We start from the raw sequence: 19,227 nt of genomic DNA, 5'->3' as shown, positions 1-19,227 counted from the left end.
AACATAGTCACGCTAAAATTAAACCAAAATACCAGCTTTCAATAATATCGCCGAACAGTAAAGTTAACCAACCTGCAATGGCCAAATACGGGCCAAATGGAATAGGCGTACTTTTGTCTTTACCTTGCACTGCTAATTGAATACTGCCAATTATTGCGCCAACTAAACTAGATAATAACACGATGGTTAAAATAGCTTGCCATCCGAGCAGCGCACCAAATACAGCAAGTAATTTAAAATCACCATATCCCATACCTTCTTTGCCGGTGGCTAACTTAAATAGCCAATAAACGCTCCATAGGCTTAAGTAACCAACTGCAGCGCCAATTATGGCATCGCTCGGTGGTATGGTCATATCAAAAGTACTGGCCAATAACATTAACCATAACAGTGGCAAGGTAATTTGGTCAGGTAATAGCATGTGATCAATGTCGATAAAAATAAGTGCAATCAATGCCCATGTCAGTACAAGGTATAAAGCAATTTGTGGTATTGGCCCATAATGAAAGGCAATAAACAAAGAGGCCAGAGCAGTCCCTAATTCAATCAAAGGGTAGCGCATCGCAATTGGCGTTTTACATTGACTACAGCGGCCACGTAACAAAAGCCAGCTGATAAGTGGAATGTTCTGCCAAGGCATTATTTTGGCATCACATGATGGGCAATGAGAGCTCGGCGTTGCCAAATTAAACGGAGCTGTTTGTTGCAGCTTTTCGTCATTACTTATTTGCGGGTTAAGTAGTAGTGTACATTCGCTGCGCCATTGTTGTTGTAACATTTTGGGAATGCGATAAATCACCACATTTAAAAAACTGCCAACACACAGGCTAACTAATCCTACAACAAGCAGTAAAAACCAAGAGTGTGTTTGCATTAATTGAAATACGTCAAGCATGATAATTCTTATTATTTAAGGAGCAAGCAGGGGTTATATAACCGTCCCCAATTGGAAGATAGGTAAATACATGGCAATAATCAGGCCACCAATTAAAACCCCTAACACCGCCATAATGAGAGGCTCTAGTAAGCTTGATAACCCATCAACTAAGTCATCGACTTCTTGCTCATAAATGCTCGCCACTTTGGCGAGCATACTATCTAGTGCACCAGACTCTTCACCGATGGCGACCATTTGAATTACCATATCTGGAAATACACTGGTATTTCTCATGGCCCAATTCATCTGATTACCTGAACTAACTTCACTTTTTATATCTAAAATAGCGTCGCGATAAATAGCATTACCAGAAGCACCTGCGGCTGAATCAAGGGCATCTATCAGCGGTACACCCGCGGCAAATGTGGTAGAGAGGGTTCTGGCATAACGTGCCACGGCGGCTTTATCGAGTATTTGCCCAACCACAGGGAGCTTTAACAACAATCGGTCGTTAAAATTGCGCAAAGGTTTTGAGCGAAAGAGCATTTCTTTATAGGTATAACCCCCTAAAAATAGCAGGGCGAGCATTATCCACCAATATTTTTGCATAATTTCAGAAATACCAATCACCATCAGAGTAAAAGCGGGAAGCTCAGCACCAAAACCATTAAAAATTTCTTGAAACTGGGGCACAACAAAAATCAGTAAAATAGAGGTGACTACCAAGGCAATTAATACCACCGCAATGGGGTAAAATAGCGCTTTTTTAATTTTTGATTTAAGTGCTTCGGCTTTTTCTTTATATATAGCAATACGTTCAAACACATGATCAAGCGAACCCGATTGCTCACCCGATTGTACTAAGTCACAGTATAAGTCATCAAAGTAGCGGGGGTAGGCACGTAAAGCTTTAGATAAAGGCTGCCCTGCTCGCACTTCGTCTGCAATAGTGGTAATTAACTTTTTCATACTTTTATTGTTAATACCAGAGCCAATCATATCTAGTACTTGAATCAATGGCACACCGGCATTTAACATGGTTGCAATTTGACGGGTCGTCACAGAGATATCTTTGGCGCTTACCTTGGGCGTGCGTTTTAAACCAAAGAGCGGCTTGGGTTTGCGTTTCACTTTTGATGGGGTGATCCCTTGCTTACGTAGTTGTGCTTTTACCAGTGCAACACTATTACCTGTCATTTCCCCTTCAAGGCGTTTTCCTCGAGTACTTACTCCGACCCACTGAAAGGTATCTAGATTGTTATCTTTATTACTCAAAAGCGGGCCTACTTTTTAAAAGAAAGGGTGCCAAAACAACACTGTTCTGGCACGGAAGTACTTAACAGAACTCGTTACAGTTGTCAGCCCAAGTTACTAAACCAGCTGCGTATGTACCTGTTAAAACGTAAGTATCAGTAGCTGCTATGCCACCTTTTGCGATTGGGGTAACGGTAATTGTAGCTTTACTGTCTACGTAGGTAAGTGCTACAGATTTAACGGCGCCTGATGGATCAGTAAGATCTGACGGAACACCATTATTGCCTGCAGTACAATTAGTAAAACCACCTTCTACTTGTGCACATACCTCAACGGCAGTTTTTAAAGAATTTGAAGCCATTACAACTTCTGTATAGCGCGCTTTATCTGTGTACTGTTGATAAGCTGGTAACGCAACCGCTGCCAAGATGCCGATGATAGCTACCACTATCATTAATTCGATAAGGGTAAAACCACCCTGTTGTTGTTTTGCCATGATGTGTCTCCTAAGGGATTATTGTCTAACCGTACAAGTGTAAGTTAGAAAGATATTAAAATCTTTATGGTTTTGAGTTAGCGTATAAGTAAGTATAGGCTGTTTTTGGGTAAATGGCGCTATCGTTGCGCTTGATATACCTCAATAAACAGCGTTTTACTCACTAAATTAATAAATTATTAGCAACCCATGCTTTTGTCGTATTTAACGGCCTATTACCACTATTGTCAATAATTTAGTGGTAAAGGGTGTCATTAATATGAATAAATAATACTATTTTTACTTAAAGCGCATTGATAAGTCGATGCTTTGTATATGTTTGGTTAACGCACCACTTGAGATAAAGTCGACGCCTGCTTGGGCATACGTACTGAGTATCTCAAGGGTCATATTACCAGAGACCTCAAGCTTTGCTTTGCCCTGAGTTAGAGTAACTGCTTGTTTAATATCTGCCACGCTAAAGTTGTCGAGCATAATAATATCAGCACCTGCATTAAGCGCTTGTGTTAGCTCATCTAGAGTTTCAACTTCAACTTCAACGGGTTTGTCGAAGTGGTTGACTTTGGCTTGTGATACGGCTTTAGCGATACCGCCACAAGCCGCTATGTGGTTTTCTTTGATTAAAAACGCATCAAACAAACCAATGCGGTGATTTTGACCACCGCCGCATTTTACGGCGTATTTTTGCAGTGCGCGCAACCCCGGAATGGTTTTACGTGTATCTAATAGCTGAGTTTTACTCCCTGCGAGTGCTTTTACATAGTGTGCGGTGGTAGTGGCGGTGCCACTGAGTGTTTGTACAAAATTCAAAGCGGTGCGCTCAGCGGTTAAAATTGCGCGTGCAGACCCAACTGCGGTAAATAGGGTGCTGTTTGCCAAAACTGCATCGCCATCTTCTACTAAAACGTTAACGATAACATTTGGGTCTACTTGCTTGAATACTTCTAAAATCAGGTCTTTGCCGCAAAATACGCAGTCTTCACGAGTGAGCACAGATGCGTTGGCTTGTTGATCTTCAGGTATTAACTGTGCAGTAATATCTCCATCGTTTGCCGATTGGTGATTCAAATCTTCGTTAAGTGCTTGTTTTACTAATTGGCTAATGAGTTCACTGGAGATAAGTTGGCTTTGCATCGTATTGTCACTTGTGTTGGCTAATATAGGCAGAAGTTAAATTTTACTGTGTTGCGCGCGTTTACACAATCATCGCTAGTGAATTAATATTAACCTTGATAAGGTAACAGTATGATTATTAGAGGCCATTTTGTATCATGCCATTAGATTGGTTAGTAGGTGTAAATAGAAGACCTTGTACATTTTATGACGACAGACCCACAGGAGAAGAGGTTTCTTTATTGGTTATTCATAACATCTCTCTGCCTGCGGGTGAATTTGGTACGCCTTATGTAGATGGGCTGTTTTGTGGCACGTTAGATTATAATGCGCATGCGAGTTTTGTTGACTTACAGGGAGTTGAAGTATCAGCCCATTGTTTTATAAAACGTGACGGACAAGTATTGCAATATGTACCTTTTAGTAAGCGAGCTTGGCATGCTGGCGTATCAACGTTTGCAGGACGAACGCGTTGTAATGATTTTAGCATTGGTATTGAACTCGAAGGCACGGATGATTGTGCCTATGAACAGGTGCAATATTTACAGCTTGTTGAACTGACCAAACAATTAATGACAGCATACCCAGCTATCACCAAACAGAGAATTGTGGGTCATTGTGATATTGCACCAGGGCGTAAAACGGACCCCGGTAGCGCGTTTCAGTGGTCAAAATTTTTTCATCAATTAGACAAATAAAGAGCAATGTTATGATCTTAATTTCAATTATTTTAGCACTTGCCATTGAGCGTCTTGCCGCACGAGGCAAATATTGGCAGATAAGTTATTATGCAAAAACTTATTTAGCACGCAGCAGTACGGTTGGGCTTTTTAGGGGAGGAGTTAAGTCAGGCTTTGGTGTGATGGCTTGGCTGGTAGTCCCCAGTATTTTGGTCGCATTCGTGTATCATGTAGCTGATTTGGTATTGGTGCAGTTGGTATTAAACACCTGTGTTCTACTTATTTGTTTTGGTTGTGCCCTGCAGCGAGCACGTTATAAGGGTTATTTAAACGCTTTAACCCGAGGAGATAATGAAGCTGCGACTTTGTATGCGCTACAAATGGGGCAAAAACGCACTGAGCTTGAACAAGGTGGTGAATGGTTTGGGCAAACGCTAGTTTGGGTTAACTTTCGTCATTATTGCGCAGTTATTTTTTGGTTTGTTCTCTTAGGTGCGCCGGGCGCTGTTTTGTATGCACTGACAAGGAGTCTGTTTGATGCGATAGATGAAAATTCAGAGCATCAAATGATAAACCATAGCCAACGATTTCAGACTATGCTGCATTGGTTAGAGTGGTTGCCTGCTAGGATCACCAGTTTTGGTTATTTGATCATCGGTAATTTTTCTAAAGGCACAAGTTGTTGGCTTAAGTATGTGCTTGATTTTAAAGTTTCTAACCGCAGTGTGGTGACGTCTACGGCATTAGCAGCTGAGCAGATAGAACAACAATATATAGGGTGTACATACGAAGCAACCTGCATGATGCGGTTAGTTAAACGCAATATATTGTTTTATTTAGTGCTGATAGCATTATTAACTTTGTTCGGTAATTTAGCATAGCCGTAAGTAACTTGATTGTGAGTGGGGTTCCCCACTCAATTTTTTAAATGTAGGTTAATTTAGTAAGCTTTTTAACCAAGTCTGTTTTCTCAACCGCATAGCCGTTATAAGTTTATTATCGAGCTCAAGGGTGCGCAGGTGCTCATCGGTGACATCTATTAAGTCACATACTCCTGTCACTTTCCATAATCCTTCTTCAAGTTCTTTTGCTTTATGCAGGGCATAATGACTGACATAGCGTAGTTCATTTGCTAAGTAGTCTGTATCAGGGCGTCCAGTTTTAGAAACATGCAAATGAAACACAAATAGCATATTTTTGGTGATGGCTTTTTTCAAAAATAATGACAATGACTCTTGTGGCTCACCTTTTTCAATACAATGGCTTTTAATTGCCTTGCTTAAATCTTTTTCAGTATTATCAAAGCTCACAAATAAATTGTATTTTAAAGGTTTACTTTTTCTGCTGTGCTTTTTGACGGCCTCTGTTAATGTGTTTTCAATAAACCCTGAAGGGAAAAGCGGCTTAACATTTAAATAACCTTGCTTACCATAATGATATTGCATTAATAAATGATGAATAGGAGTTGGATAAAGTCCTATACCAACTGACCCAACTTTAAAGTGTGAAGCTTCCTTGTGAAGGTAAAAAGGAAACTGGCAAACACTTTTGGTGATCATGTTTCTAAGGGCAGTCGAAAGCCCTGGTACTCTAGGCGTTTCTTTACATGGTTGTAGTTTGTCTTTATTACTGTCGATTAATAATTTAAAAAAATCACTGGCGGTTTTAGGTGAGTCTGTAAGCTTACTTACTTTAAGGTTGATGGTTGTTTTAGTTTTACTGACTGCCATCACTTCATAACGCAGATTGCTAAGGGTGTATTGCTTGGTAATTTTTTGCAATTCAGGCAAGTCAATGTGAACAATATCGCCCTTAGTGACTGTCGATGGCTGCGCTAACTGTATTTGCAGCCCCATTACTGAAAAGTCAAGCGTATACCCTTGTACTTCAGCCGCTCCATCAACATGCAAAATGGTGGCTGTTTTATACAAGTAACGCTTGTGAGCGCGAAGATTCACATACTCTAAAGAGACAACCTCTAGTTTAGGTGGGTTGAGGGCTTTTCCTCGGCCAAAAACTTTTAGCTGATTGACTAACCGCTTATCAAATGTCACTTTTTGGTAAGCTGTTCTTTGGTGCTCTGAAGAGATGTCAGTTAGCAGTATGAGGTATTTAACATTATCAATATAACTTTGCGCGCGTGGAGGAGGCCGTTTGTTTAGCTTCTCCACGTTCTTTCCCGCATTTTTTGGTAAAGAGAGTGGTATAAATGCATCTTCATGGTGGCTTGGCATTAACTGCACTTTAAAAGTTCGCCAGCTGCTTTTGTTCGCGCCGTAAGCGATAAATAAACTACGCAATTGTGCTTGTTTTGCCAATTCAAAATCAAATGCTGAATAATGGTACATTTTACCATCTTTTATGTGTGTAAAGCAGTATAGTGTCGACTCTTTGACGGCATTTGGCAGCGATAACATGGCTTCCAAACGAGCTTGGGATAAAACTTGGTATAAACAAGAGGTTTTTCTTTCGTCTTCAAAGTAATAATGAATATTGGCATTATTTTCATTCGTTAACGCAATACTTGGCAATAAGAGCTTATCTTTTTCTGTGATAAAAATGAATAATGAGTTAACCCTAGGCTGGTAATATTGCTCATATCCCTTACAGATAATTGCGTCCATTGTGTTATCGAGGTTTATTTTATAGCGGCGCTTATTACCATGAATAAAGCTATCTAAAAATTCATCAAAAGAGCTGCTGTTTTCAATAAAAGTTCTTTTTAACCTTACATGACTAAGCTCCCTTGACAGAGGCTCAATGGCGACTACTTCGTACTGGATACCGCCTTTGAGGCCTAGTTCAAACTCTTGCTCAAGGCCTATTAGGCGAATACTCACGATTTGCCCCTGCTTAATTCGCTCTTTGGCAGGCATTTTTATTTTAGCGCCACTGAGTGAAATATCAGAGGTGGTACCTCTGATAGAATGCCCTTTACCTAGTTCAATAGATATTTTGATTGAGTAATTCATTCTCTCTTCAATACGGCTTTCGTATGAAGCAAAACGAATGAGTTGGGGGGAGTCAACTTGCTCTGGCGCAATATCTTCAACTAAGCTTTCGCTGTCTTGTGCTTTTTGCATTACTCGAAAATTATTTTCGGTATGCATAACCTCTTCATAAACTGCTAAGGTGTATTTACCATGACGTGCTATTTCACGTTCAAACACTTCAATGGCTAAATCGTCCATAAAGTGTTGTTTACCATCGTATTCATAGGGTATTACTTCACCAGCAACTTGGCCGCGTAAGTCAATAAAGCGGGCAATGGGTTGCGACAAACGAGACATTTCCATTTTTAATAGGAACTTGTCGGGTTTGGAAATATCGCTCGTCATTTGATCAAAGATCCTATCGAAATTGGGATCGCCCAACTGCGACTTTAACTCTTTGATCAGAGGTTGATATTTCTGTAGCTTATCTTCAGCCATAATGACCCATTGTGTTATCTATGTTTAAGCCGTCTGGCTTATTCGTTATTATTAGTTATACCAAGACAAAACTATGACAATATTAAATCATAGTTAATTAATTCTAAACAATTCTGTTAACTTAGTCTGCTATTGCAGTATTTATATTGTGCAGAGATTGAGTTACAGATTTTAAGCAATAAGTGTGCCTAAAAATATGGTAAAAAAGAAAACCGCCTTTGTTTGTAGTGATTGTGGTGCTGAATTTGCGCGTTGGCAAGGGCAGTGCTCCGAATGCCGTGCTTGGAATACAGTGACTGAATTTCGCGTTCCTTCTGTCAAAGCGCCTCCTCGCAGTGCTGCGATGGCTGGGTATGCAGGTATGGTTGATGCCAAAGTGCAAACATTGGATGAAGTTAACCTTGAGAGTTTACCGCGCTTTAGTACGGGTTTTAAAGAGTTTGACCGTGTTCTTGGTGGCGGAGTCGTGCCCGGTAGCGCTATTTTAATTGGCGGTTCCCCAGGGGCAGGAAAAAGTACTATTTTATTACAAACTATGTGCTTGCTAGCACAAGGTATGAATACGCTATATGTAACAGGTGAAGAGTCGTTGCAGCAGGTAGCAATGCGTGCGCATCGTCTTGGTTTGCCGACCAATAAGTTACGAACTTTGGCAGAAACAAACGTTGAAACCATTTGCCAATTAGCTCTGCAAGAAAAACCCAGCATTATGGTCATCGATTCCATCCAAGTAATGCATATGAACGATGTGCAGTCAGCGCCAGGTAGCGTTTCTCAAGTACGTGAAAGTGCTGCATATTTAACGCGTTTTGCAAAGCAAAACCAAGTGGCTATTTTTATGGTCGGCCATGTAACCAAAGATGGTTCTTTAGCTGGCCCAAAAGTTTTAGAGCATTGTATTGATTGTTCAATTTTATTGGAAGGGAGCTCAGATAGCCGCTTTCGTACTTTACGAGGTAATAAAAATCGCTTTGGTGCCGTGAATGAGTTAGGTGTGTTCGCGATGACAGGACAAGGGCTTAAAGAAGTGAGTAATCCCTCAGCTATTTTTTTGAACAGAGGCGAAGAGCAGACACCGGGTTCTTTGGTAATGGTTATTTGGGAAGGAACCCGGCCGCTACTCGTAGAGGTGCAAGCGCTAGTTGATTACTCGCAATTAGCTAACCCTAGAAGAGTCACCGTGGGGTTAGAGCAAAACCGTTTGGCGATGCTATTGGCGGTATTACATCGCCACGGTGGTTTGCAGGTAGCTGATCAAGATGTATTTGTTAACGTTGTGGGTGGTGTCAAAGTGTCAGAGACTAGCGCAGATTTAGCACTAATCGTGGCATTGGTATCAAGTTTTAAAAACTATGCTTTAGAGCGTCAATTAGTGGTCTTTGGTGAAGTGGGATTAGGAGGAGAAATACGCCCAGTACCCAGTGGTCAAGAGCGCCTAAAAGAAGCAGCAAAGCATGGTTTTAAGCGAGCTATAGTGCCAAATGCTAATAAACCAAAAGACCCAATTGAAGGTATGGAAATTATTGGTGTCAATAGTTTAAGTGAAGCGCTTGAAGCACTATTTTAAGGAGCTGCTTATGCGAAATGTATTTTTGGTTGTGCTGGGAGCTGGATTAGTCGCGTATGGAATAGCTCAGCACTTAGTAAACAAAAACGTTACCACTGAGCTGGCGCAGCAATTAGCATCAATACAGCAGCAAAGTGGTATCGAAATAAGTTATGGCAGTATAGATGCGTCAATTTTGCAAGATACAGTGAGTGTGCACAATGTGGTTATTAAAGACGCACTAGCGCGTAAGGTGATAAGTATTGAGCAAGCTAGTCTGCAAGGCTATCAAAGCGATAAAATCAGTGAATTTACTCAGGTACAACTAAATGGAATACGTTTGAGTGAACAAGCCAAGCAGCAGGTATCGCATATACCAGCGCTATTACTGGATACCGACTTTGACTTTGTATCTTCAGTCGCATATGACCATAGTGTTGGTTTAAGTGAATTAAAAGCAAGTTGGGTGGCGCGTGATATTATTGCTGCGACGTTATTATTGCAGGTTAATAATACTCAAGATTTTATGACAGCGTCACAGTCGCTGCGCCAGCAGCCAGATGATTTAGTTGCACAAGGCGCATTGATGGATGCTCTACAAAATGTTGAGCCACGCATGTTGCATTTTAAGCTTGAAAACCAAGGACAGTTGCCAGCGTTACTTGAGAGATTACTGCTGGTGTCTGGGTTAAATAAATTAAATTTTTATCAATTACTAGAAACACGGCTTGAGAAAATTACAATAGCACAGCGCAGTAAAAAGGCATTGCTGGGGTTTGCTAAAGGTTTGCAGCGCTTAGAAGTATCTGCACAGTTACCCTGTGGTACACGTGCTGCTGATTTTTCTCAGCAGCTGGCGATACTCAATACTCAGCCAGAGGCATTGGCAGAGTATATCAACTTGTCTATGACTGGGCAGTAATCGTTAAAAGGTCGCAAGTGCGACCTTTTTAATTTAATGTAATATTCTTGCGCGAATAGTGCCTTCTACAGCACTGAGTTCTTTTAATGCAACTTCAGAGTGATCGCTATCGACATCTATAACCACGTAACCGATGGTGTCATCAGTTTGAAGGTATTGTGCGGCGATATTAATACCATGCTGTGCAAATGCTTGGTTAATTTGTGTGAGCACCCCAGGACGGTTGTGGTGAACATGCAGTAATCTACTGCGATTAGCAAGTTCAGGCAGTGCCACTTCGGGGAAGTTAACGGCACTTAATGTTGAACCATTGTCTGAATATTTAGCGATTTTACCAGCCACTTCAATACCGATGTTTTCTTGTGCTTCTTGAGTCGAGCCGCCAACATGTGGCGTTAAAATAACATTATCAAACTCACGTAATGGAGAAATAAACTCTTCTTCGTTAGATTTAGGTTCCACAGGAAATACATCGATGGCAGCGCCTGATAACTTTTTATCTCTTAGAGACTCAGCAAGTGCATCAATATCAACCACGGTGCCACGAGATGCGTTGATCAAGATTGCGCCTTGCTTCATGACTTCTAACTCAGCCATACCAATAAGGTTTTTAGTTGCTGAGGTTTCAGGTACATGTAAACTCACGACATCAGAGCGCTGCAGTAGTTGCGTTAAGCTTTGAATTTGCTGAGCGTTGCCAAGCGTTAGCTTATCTTCGATATCATAGAACTCTACTTTCATACCGATATTTTCAGCCATGATCCCAAGCTGAGTTCCGATATGACCGTAACCAATGATCCCTAAAGTTTTACCACGGGCTTCGTACGAACCAATGGCAGATTTTAGCCATTGTCCACGGTGTGCCATGGCATTGCGCTGAGGAATGCCACGCAATAGCAGTAGTATTTCACCTAATACTAGCTCTGCAACAGAGCGAGTATTAGAGAAAGGCGCATTAAATACTGCAATTCCGCGTTCACGCGCAGCTTGTAAGTTAACTTGGTTGGTGCCGATACAAAAGCAACCAATAGCAACTAGTTTTTCTGCGGCGCTAAGCACGCTTTCGGTTAAATTGCTGCGAGAGCGAATACCCACAAAGTGGGCATCTTTAATACGCTCTTTTAGCTCATTTTCAGGTAGCGATGTTTTAACGTAATCAATATTACTATAGCCATTGCGTTTTAGTGTTTCGACAGCGCTTTGGTGTACGCCCTCAAGTAGCAAGATTTTAATTTTATCTTTGGCTAACGATACCTTACTCATGATTGATTCCTATTTAACTAATTTTGGGGCCCTCTGAGGTCCCCGTAATAACAACGTCGGCTCCACGCTGTGCAAATAAACCATTGGTTACAACGCCGACAATCTGATTTATGCTTTGTTCTAACTGCTTTGGCTCATTAATCTGCAAGTTATGTACATCAAGTATCACATTACCGTTATCGGTCGTAACGCCATGTCGGTAGACCGGATCACCACCTAACTTTAATAACTCGCGCGCCACATAGCTGCGTGCCATGGGGATCACTTCAACAGGTAGAGGAAATGCGCCCAATGTTTCAACATGTTTGGTGTTATCCACAATACAAATAAATTGTTTAGCTACTGCGGCTACAATTTTTTCTCGTGTTAATGCCGCGCCACCACCTTTGATCATGTCATTACTGGCATTGATCTCGTCTGCACCATCAATGTACACGTCGAGTTGGTCAACATCGTTAAGCTCAAACACTTCTATGCCTAATGCTTGGAGCTTTTCAGTTGAGGCCTCAGAACTTGAAACAGCCCCTTTAATTTGCCCTTTGATACTACTTAAGGCATCTATAAAGTGGTTTACGGTTGAGCCGGTTCCTACGCCAACAATGGTGTTTTCTTTAACATATTCTAACGCAGCCCAGGCTGCTGCTTTTTTCATTTCATCTTGGGTCATTACGTAATTCACTGTGTTGTCAAATTGAACACCGTGAGTATATCGTAATTGTGACCATAGAATGAGTCAGTTTGTGCTTTACCACTGATAAAATTGGCGTGGTGTAATTATCTGCTGTAATGGCACATCCCATGCTTCAGTTGGCAATAGCTCTACCTGCTGGCAGTCATGGGCAAGACCTATTAATTCAGGCTTTTGCATATGTTCGCGATAGTAGCGTGCCAAAGTTTTATCGTAGTAACCGCCACCCATCCCTAAGCGATTACCTGATTTATCAAACGCCACAAGTGGCATAAGTAGATAATCTAATTCATAAAGGGGGCAAATATGACTGCAATTTAATTTAGGTTCCAAGATAGCATAGCGATTCTGTGTCATGGGTGAATTTTCTTCATACCTTTGAAATAGCAAAGAGGTGCCATTGAAGGGATGTATTATTGGTAGAAATATGCGGTGATTTTCTTTCCTAAGTGATTGAATTAGATTGGAAGTATCAAGTTCACCATCATTGCTTAAATAGAGCCCAATTCGAGCGTTTTTTGGTGGGTTTTTATGTTGAAAAAAATTCACTTTAATTTTTTTCGCGGCTTGTTCTTGCTCCGCTTTGCTTAGGTTTTTTCTCGCATTTCTAATATTCTTGCGAATTTGTGAACGAGATAGAGGAGGAGATTGGGGTTTGCTAACCATAAGTGCTCAATTATAAGTTAAACCATTGTGGATATAATATAGCCAGTGCTAAAACTATTAATAATATCAATAACACGGCAGCCAATGCATATTGCAGCTTACGAGTGGGTAGTTTTTTTGTAGGTTCCATTTCAAGGTCTAAATCAAAATCATCAACTATTTCGTCTTCTTGCCATTGTTGCGCGCCTTGTTCATGTTGTTCATTCGATGACGCAGGTAGGCGTTGCTCTAACTCTTCTAGTCTTTCTTCGATACGAATGAGGCTACTGGTTATATAATCTAAAGCTTCAAATACGCGTTCATCTTTTTGTTCTTGTGCGCTTGTTTTAGTTGTATCTTCTAGCGCAATTAGCTTGGCTTGAACCCCCATGCTGGCAAGCAGTTTTACCTGCTTTAAGCATTTGGTTTTATCCGCTGGGGCGAATAAAGGCTTATTGGCTAAAAAGGCACTTGCTTTTTGTGGGTTAATTTTTAATTTAGTACTTAATTTTGCCACCACCTCTTCTGCCGAAAAGCTTCCCTCTAATTCGACAAATGCGACACGGTATTGTTGTGACATGACTATTCCTAACGCTTTGCTAATGCTTTGAGTATACCGAATTTTTTGTATGTTGCGAATGTGTTATGAATAACAAAGGGAGGTATTTTTATGGAAACTAGGCCAGCTGTTAACTGGCCTATAATTGATACTGAATTATTGCTCTCGAGCAATAGCGCGATAAGCGATATCTGTACGGAACTCGACACCATCCCAATGGATGTCTTTTACCAGTGAGTATGCACGCTTTTGGGCTTCGGTCACCGTGTGGCCTAGCGCTGTTGCGCACAGTACACGACCACCCGCGGTCACCACATCTTCACCATTTTGCTTGGTACCTGCATGAAATACCTTTTCGCCTTCTGGGTAGCTTACTTGGAGGCCTTTGATTGCATCACCTTTGGGGTATGCACTGGGGTAGCCTTTGGCTGCGAGAACAACACCTACAGCTGCTCGCGGGTCAAATTTGATATCAAATTTGTCTAGCTCTTCACGATTAGCAGCTTCGATTAATTCAACTAAATCAGACTGTAAGCGCAGCATAATAGGTTGTGTTTCAGGGTCACCAAAACGACAGTTATATTCAATCACTTTAGGTGTGCCGTCTGCTGCGATCATCAGCCCAGCGTATAAGAATCCCGTATAAGGATTGCCTTCGCTTGCCATACCTTCAACAGTCGGTGTGATCACTTCATCCATAATACGCTGGTGGATCTCAGGTGTTACCACGGGTGCCGGAGAGTAAGCCCCCATACCACCAGTGTTTGGACCTGCATCACCATTGTAAGCACGTTTATGATCTTGGCTGGTAGCAAATGGTAAAACGTTTTTACCATCAACCATGACGATAAAGGAAGCTTCTTCGCCTTCTAAGAACTCTTCAATAACCACACGACTGCCAGCATCACCAAATGCATTGCCTGCAAGCATGTCGCGAATGGCGTCTTGTGCTTCAGATTCAGTCATTGCAACTATTACGCCTTTACCTGCTGCTAAGCCATCGGCTTTAACCACGATTGGCGCGCCTTGCTGTTTCAAATAAGCCAATGCAGGTTCTACTTGTTCAAACGTTTGGTAGTTTGCAGTTGGAATAGCATGGCGAGCTAAAAAGTCTTTGGTAAAAGATTTAGAGCCTTCTAACTGTGCCGCAGCCGCTGTTGGGCCAAAGATAGCTAAGCCTTCTTCACGAAAGCGGTCTACCACGCCAATCACTAAGGGTGCCTCTGGGCCTACAATGGTAAGCCCAACCCGGTTTTCTTTAGCAAAGTTTATCAGAGTGTCTAAGTCTTCAACACCAATGTCAACATTAGTGAGTTTAGGCTCTAAGGCTGTGCCTGCATTACCAGGGGCAACATAAACTGTTTTGACTGACGGGTTTTGAGCGGCTTTGAACGCAAGTGCGTGTTCGCGGCCACCGCTGCCAATGACGAGTACATTCATGGCGAAATTTTCCTATTTAAAGCTTTTTAAATTTTAGAGTCATGCGATCACTTTCCCCAATAGCTTTATATTTTGCAGCTTGTTCTTCACCCAGTGCTAAACGTGGAGGAAGAGTCCACACACCTTTAGGGTGATCTGCGCTATCGTTAGGGTTGGCGTTTATATCGCTTTGAGCTACTAATTCGAATCCGGCTTGTTTGGCTATATCAACCACATAGCTTTGCTTCATGTAGCCTGAACGTTTCTGATCAGCGCTATCGCGCGACTCAGGTAAACGGTGCTCAACCACACCCAAAATACCACCTGGTTTTAAGGCTTTATTAAATGCTTTAAACGCACTTAACACGCCTTGGTGATCTTTTTGCATGTACCAGTTATGCACGTTACGAAAAGTCAGTACCATGTCAGCGCTGCTTGCTGGTGCAATATCTAAATGAGAGATAGGAGAAAATTCGGTTATTTTCACTTCGCTAAATCGCTCATCACTGGCTACTTTTTCTTTAAAACCAGAGAGCGAACGCTGGTAATAGCCAACTTCAGAGTCTGCCGGAAAGTGTGCCGCATAGAAAGTACCTTGGCCTTTAAGTGCTGGGGCCAAAATCTCTGAGTACCAACCACCACCTGGGGCAATTTCAACAACCGTCATATTACTTTGCAAACCGAAAAACGCTAATGTTTCAACTGGATTACGATATTGGTCACGGGTTTGATTTGCTGTTGAGCGTTCAGTACTTTGTGCTGCGCTAATTAGCGTGCTTGCGGTATTGTCGCTGTTATTTAGTGTGCTATCGTTTGCGTTACAGCCTACGAGTGCAGTCGTTACAGCAGCTGCAAGAAGTGTTTTTAAACCAAATTTCATTTTTTGTTCCTTCACTTTTGTGATTGTGTTTTAAGCACAATACTCGAATTTAGTGCAAACAAAAAGCGCGAAACGTTAAACGGTTCGCGCAATGGTTTTTAATGTCTAAAGTGACGCATGCCGGTAAAGACCATTGCCATGCCGGCTTCGTTAGCCGCAGCGATGACTTCTTCATCACGCATTGAACCACCAGGCTGGATAACGGCTGTGATCCCAGCTTCTGCAGCAGCATCAATACCGTCACGGAATGGGAAGAATGCGTCAGATGCCATCACTGAACCTTTTACTTCAAGGTTTTCGTCAGCAGCTTTAATGCCTGCTATTTTAGCAGAGTAGACGCGGCTCATTTGCCCAGCACCAACACCAATCGTCATTGAGTCTCGAGCGTAAACAATGGCATTTGATTTAACAAACTTAGCTACTTTCCAGCAGAATAATAAGTCTTTTAGCTCTTGCTCTGTTGGTTGGCGCTTAGATACGACGGTTAAGTCATCTAGTGTAACCATACCTTGGTCTCTGTCTTGTACCAAAATACCGCCATTTACGCGTTTAATATCAGAGTGTGTTGTTTTCGCACCCCACTGACCACACACTAAGACGCGAACGTTTTTCTTTGCTGCAACAATTTGTGCTGCGGCATCTGAAATACTTGGTGCAATGATCACTTCAACAAACTGGCGTGCCACAATGGCTTCTGCTGTATCTGCATCTAATTCACGGTTAAACGCTATGATGCCGCCAAAGGCAGAGGTGGGATCAGTTTTAAACGCTCTGTCGTATGCCGCTAGGATGTTTTCATCAACTGCTACGCCACATGGGTTAGCATGCTTTACAATAACACAAGCGGGCGCATCGAATTCTTTAACACATTCAAGTGCAGCGTCAGTATCTGCAATATTATTAAATGACAATGCTTTACCTTGTAGCTGCTTTGCAGTAGCTACAGAGGCTTCTTGTAGGTCACTTTCAACATAAAACGCAGCATCTTGGTGAGAGTTCTCGCCATAGCGCATATCTTGTTTTTTAGTGAATTGCATATTGATTGTGCGAGGGAATTTGGTATCAATAGCACCCTCTTCGGTATGATCAGGCACCATGTTGCCGAAGTAATTTGCTATCATGCCATCATACTGAGCTGTGTGCTCATACGCTGCAATTGCTAAATCAAAACGCGTATTGTAAGTGGTTGAACCATTGTTTTCTTTTAGCTCAGCAATAACGCGGTCATAGTCATGCGCATTGACGACAATGGTGACGTCTTTATGGTTTTTAGCTGCTGCACGAACCATTGTTGGGCCACCAATATCAATGTTTTCAATCGCATCTTCAAGGCTACAGTCAGCTTTTGCAACAGTTTGTGCAAAGGGGTATAAGTTAACTACAACCATGTCGATAGCACTGATGTCATTATCAGCCATAACCGCTTCGTCTTGGCCACGGCGTGCTAAAATGCCACCATGCACTTTGGGGTGCAGCGTTTTTACACGGCCATCCATAATTTCAGGGTGACCTGTATAGTCAGATACTTCCGTGGCAGTAATGCCGTTCTGTGTTAATAGTTTAAATGTACCGCCAGTAGAAAGAATTTCTACGCCATGTGTGTTTAGAGCACGGGCAAGTTCAACGATACCGGTTTTATCTGACACGCTTAATAATGCGCGACGAATTGGACGATGTATATCCATGATGGTTTAGGTTTCCTCAATGATAAGTTAAGGGCTAGCTTAGAAGGGCGCTATTTTAGCTTAATTTACGTAAGAAAACGATCATAAACCGTATTGTGAAATTGAGAATTCTTTAATTTATAGTGTGCGCAAGATGTTAGCTTGAATGCAAATTGAGAGAAAAAGGGGCAGAGATATAAAAAAGCACCCTAAGGTGCTTTTTCAAAACGTTATAAACTAAATCTACAGATTAGTTCATACCATATTTTTTAAGCTTCTTACGTAGCGTACCACGGTTGATACCAAGTAAGATCGCAGCGCGAGTTTGGTTACCGCGAGTATACGTCATTACTTCCTCAAGCAATGGCGCTTCTAGCTCTGAAAGAACAAGATCGTAAACGTCTTGTACGTCTTGACCGTTAAGTTGCTTTAAATAGTGATGAACAGCTTTTTTTACTGCATCGCGTAAAGGTTGCGGTTTCTCTTGTGACTGAACATGAGCGTTAGTAATAAATGGAGAAGTCACATTTTGTTCAAACATCATTATGTCTCTTTCTTTCTTAGTTAGCTGCTAGTGTTTCAAAGTATTGTTCTAATGCATCGATTTGCTCATTGGGCATCTCAAGAACATTAAATACTCGCCTAAACTGACCTGCTTGGTCATGGGCCTGCAAATACCATGATACATGCTTGCGTGCGATACGCGCTCCCATTGGCTCACCGTAAAACTGATGAAGATTGGTTAAATGCTCCATCAAAATACTACGTACCTCAGATATCTCTGGTGTAGGTAGTTGTTTTCCAGTTTGCAAAAAGTGGTCTATCTCCCTAAATATCCAAGGGCGACCTTGGGCGGCTCGACCAATCATGATGGCATCTGCGCCCGTATAATCTAATACCTGTTTAGCCTTTTGCGCAGATGTAATATCTCCATTGGCGACGACAGGTATGGTCACTGAACGTTTGATATCCTTTATCGTGGCATATTCAGCTTCACCTTTGTACATACACGCTTTAGTGCGACCATGTACAGCTAGGGAGGCTATGCCATTTTGTTCAGCAATTTTAGCAATCTCAACGCCGTTACGGTTTTGTGTATCCCAACCCGTACGGATTTTTAGTGTTACAGGTACTTCGACAGCGTTAACCACTGCTTGAACTATCTGCTCAACTAACTCGGGATACTGCAACAATGCAGAGCCTGCCAGTTTCTTATTCACTTTCTTTGCAGGGCAGCCCATATTGATATCTATGATCTGCGCCCCATTTGCTACATTGAACTGTGCTGCTTGTGCCATTAAAGCTGGATCGGCACCTGCAATTTGTACAGAGCGAATGCCAGATTCACCGCTATGATCCATTCGGTTCATCGACTTATCTGTTTTCCATACTTTTGGATTTGACGACATCATTTCTGATACGGCTAAACCTGCGCCTAATCGACGGCATAGTTGTCGAAAAGGTCTATCAGTGATCCCAGCCATTGGGGCCACAATAATGTTGTTATCTAGTTGGTATGGACCAATACGCACTGTTGTTCAATCTGCCTCTTTTCAAGGGGCGCTAAGTTTACGGTTTTTTTCGCAAAAATCAAAGGCTATAAATTGAACATTATTGTTTTTTTTTTGAACTTATTGGGTTGACTTTTTATAACAGTTTGAGTCAATGATTTATTTGTGTGATTTTTAAACAGGTGAGTGAGCAGGTGTATAAAAATAATACGGTTGATTCACTGTGAAAAAACAGTAAAGCCTGTTAAATACAGGCTTTAGCTGTTACAAGTTACTAAC

Annotated in this window: 18 protein-coding genes; 4 read left to right on the top strand and 14 right to left on the bottom strand. The window is 41.7% G+C overall.

Translation table 11 applies throughout. The features are described from left to right. Positions 1–7 precede the first annotated feature (7 nt). From OCI93_RS08960 to nadC, 4 genes are all read right to left on the bottom strand, one after another. The gene (locus tag OCI93_RS08960; protein ID WP_261591942.1) at positions 8–895 is read right to left on the bottom strand and encodes a prepilin peptidase; all 888 of its coding nucleotides are present in this window, start codon (positions 893–895) and stop codon (positions 8–10) included. 33 nt (positions 896–928) lie between these two features. Next, complete coding sequence (locus tag OCI93_RS08955) at positions 929–2,152, bottom strand: type II secretion system F family protein (RefSeq protein WP_261626230.1); 1,224 nt, start codon at positions 2,150–2,152, stop codon at positions 929–931. A 61-nt stretch (positions 2,153–2,213) separates the two neighbouring features. Further along, a complete protein-coding gene (locus OCI93_RS08950; RefSeq protein ID WP_261626229.1) occupies positions 2,214–2,627 on the bottom strand; it encodes a pilin in 414 nt (137 codons plus the stop codon). A 279-nt stretch (positions 2,628–2,906) separates the two neighbouring features. Further along, complete coding sequence (gene nadC, locus OCI93_RS08945; RefSeq protein ID WP_261591945.1) at positions 2,907–3,761, bottom strand: carboxylating nicotinate-nucleotide diphosphorylase; 855 nt, start codon at positions 3,759–3,761, stop codon at positions 2,907–2,909. A 137-nt stretch (positions 3,762–3,898) separates the two neighbouring features. Between nadC and ampD the strand changes: the two genes are divergently transcribed. Beyond that, positions 3,899–4,438, top strand: a complete 540-nt coding sequence (gene ampD, locus OCI93_RS08940; RefSeq protein WP_261591946.1) for a 1,6-anhydro-N-acetylmuramyl-L-alanine amidase AmpD — start codon at positions 3,899–3,901, stop codon at positions 4,436–4,438. An 11-nt stretch (positions 4,439–4,449) separates the two neighbouring features. Then, positions 4,450–5,301, top strand: coding sequence for a beta-lactamase regulator AmpE (gene ampE / locus OCI93_RS08935; RefSeq protein ID WP_261626228.1), 852 nt, complete (start codon positions 4,450–4,452; stop codon positions 5,299–5,301). A gap of 54 nt (positions 5,302–5,355) precedes the next feature. On the opposite strand, the gene OCI93_RS08930 is transcribed toward ampE, so the two are convergent. Next, on the bottom strand, positions 5,356–7,851 hold the full coding sequence (locus tag OCI93_RS08930) for a PilZ domain-containing protein (protein ID WP_261626227.1): 2,496 nt from the start codon (positions 7,849–7,851) through the stop codon (positions 5,356–5,358). Between the two features lie 196 nt (positions 7,852–8,047). Between OCI93_RS08930 and radA the strand changes: the two genes are divergently transcribed. Next, positions 8,048–9,418 (top strand): DNA repair protein RadA, encoded by a 1,371-nt coding sequence (gene radA, locus OCI93_RS08925; protein ID WP_261592168.1) that lies wholly within the window; start codon positions 8,048–8,050, stop codon positions 9,416–9,418. 10 nt (positions 9,419–9,428) lie between these two features. Then, complete coding sequence (locus OCI93_RS08920; protein ID WP_261591949.1) at positions 9,429–10,319, top strand: hypothetical protein; 891 nt, start codon at positions 9,429–9,431, stop codon at positions 10,317–10,319. Positions 10,320–10,352: 33 nt separating this feature from the next. On the opposite strand, the gene serA is transcribed toward OCI93_RS08920, so the two are convergent. The 9 genes from serA to dusB form a co-directional block, all read right to left on the bottom strand. Next, entirely contained in the window at positions 10,353–11,582 is a 1,230-nt protein-coding gene (gene serA / locus OCI93_RS08915) for a phosphoglycerate dehydrogenase (protein ID WP_261591950.1), read from the bottom strand. 13 nt (positions 11,583–11,595) lie between these two features. Next, positions 11,596–12,249 (bottom strand): ribose-5-phosphate isomerase RpiA, encoded by a 654-nt coding sequence (gene rpiA, locus OCI93_RS08910; protein ID WP_261591951.1) that lies wholly within the window; start codon positions 12,247–12,249, stop codon positions 11,596–11,598. Between the two features lie 78 nt (positions 12,250–12,327). Then, a complete protein-coding gene (locus OCI93_RS08905; protein ID WP_261591952.1) occupies positions 12,328–12,936 on the bottom strand; it encodes a 5-formyltetrahydrofolate cyclo-ligase in 609 nt (202 codons plus the stop codon). Between the two features lie 10 nt (positions 12,937–12,946). Next, on the bottom strand, positions 12,947–13,495 hold the full coding sequence (locus OCI93_RS08900) for a hypothetical protein (RefSeq protein ID WP_261591953.1): 549 nt from the start codon (positions 13,493–13,495) through the stop codon (positions 12,947–12,949). A gap of 135 nt (positions 13,496–13,630) precedes the next feature. Beyond that, a complete protein-coding gene (gene purD / locus OCI93_RS08895) occupies positions 13,631–14,914 on the bottom strand; it encodes a phosphoribosylamine--glycine ligase (protein ID WP_261591954.1) in 1,284 nt (427 codons plus the stop codon). Between the two features lie 16 nt (positions 14,915–14,930). Next, positions 14,931–15,773, bottom strand: coding sequence for a class I SAM-dependent methyltransferase (locus tag OCI93_RS08890; RefSeq protein WP_261591955.1), 843 nt, complete (start codon positions 15,771–15,773; stop codon positions 14,931–14,933). 98 nt (positions 15,774–15,871) lie between these two features. Next, positions 15,872–17,458 carry a bifunctional phosphoribosylaminoimidazolecarboxamide formyltransferase/IMP cyclohydrolase gene (purH, locus tag OCI93_RS08885; protein WP_261626226.1) on the bottom strand — a complete coding sequence of 529 codons (1,587 nt, stop codon included), beginning with the start codon at positions 17,456–17,458 and terminating at the stop codon, positions 15,872–15,874. 229 nt (positions 17,459–17,687) lie between these two features. Next, on the bottom strand, positions 17,688–17,978 hold the full coding sequence (gene fis / locus OCI93_RS08880) for a DNA-binding transcriptional regulator Fis (RefSeq protein ID WP_005491017.1): 291 nt from the start codon (positions 17,976–17,978) through the stop codon (positions 17,688–17,690). Between the two features lie 19 nt (positions 17,979–17,997). Then, entirely contained in the window at positions 17,998–18,969 is a 972-nt protein-coding gene (dusB, locus tag OCI93_RS08875) for a tRNA dihydrouridine synthase DusB (RefSeq protein WP_261626225.1), read from the bottom strand. Positions 18,970–19,227 lie beyond the last annotated feature (258 nt).

This window comes from Pseudoalteromonas holothuriae (assembly GCF_945859825.1).
Taxonomy (GTDB): Bacteria; Pseudomonadota; Gammaproteobacteria; order Enterobacterales; family Alteromonadaceae; genus Pseudoalteromonas; species Pseudoalteromonas holothuriae.
This window is presented reverse-complemented; position numbering and strand designations above follow the sequence as displayed.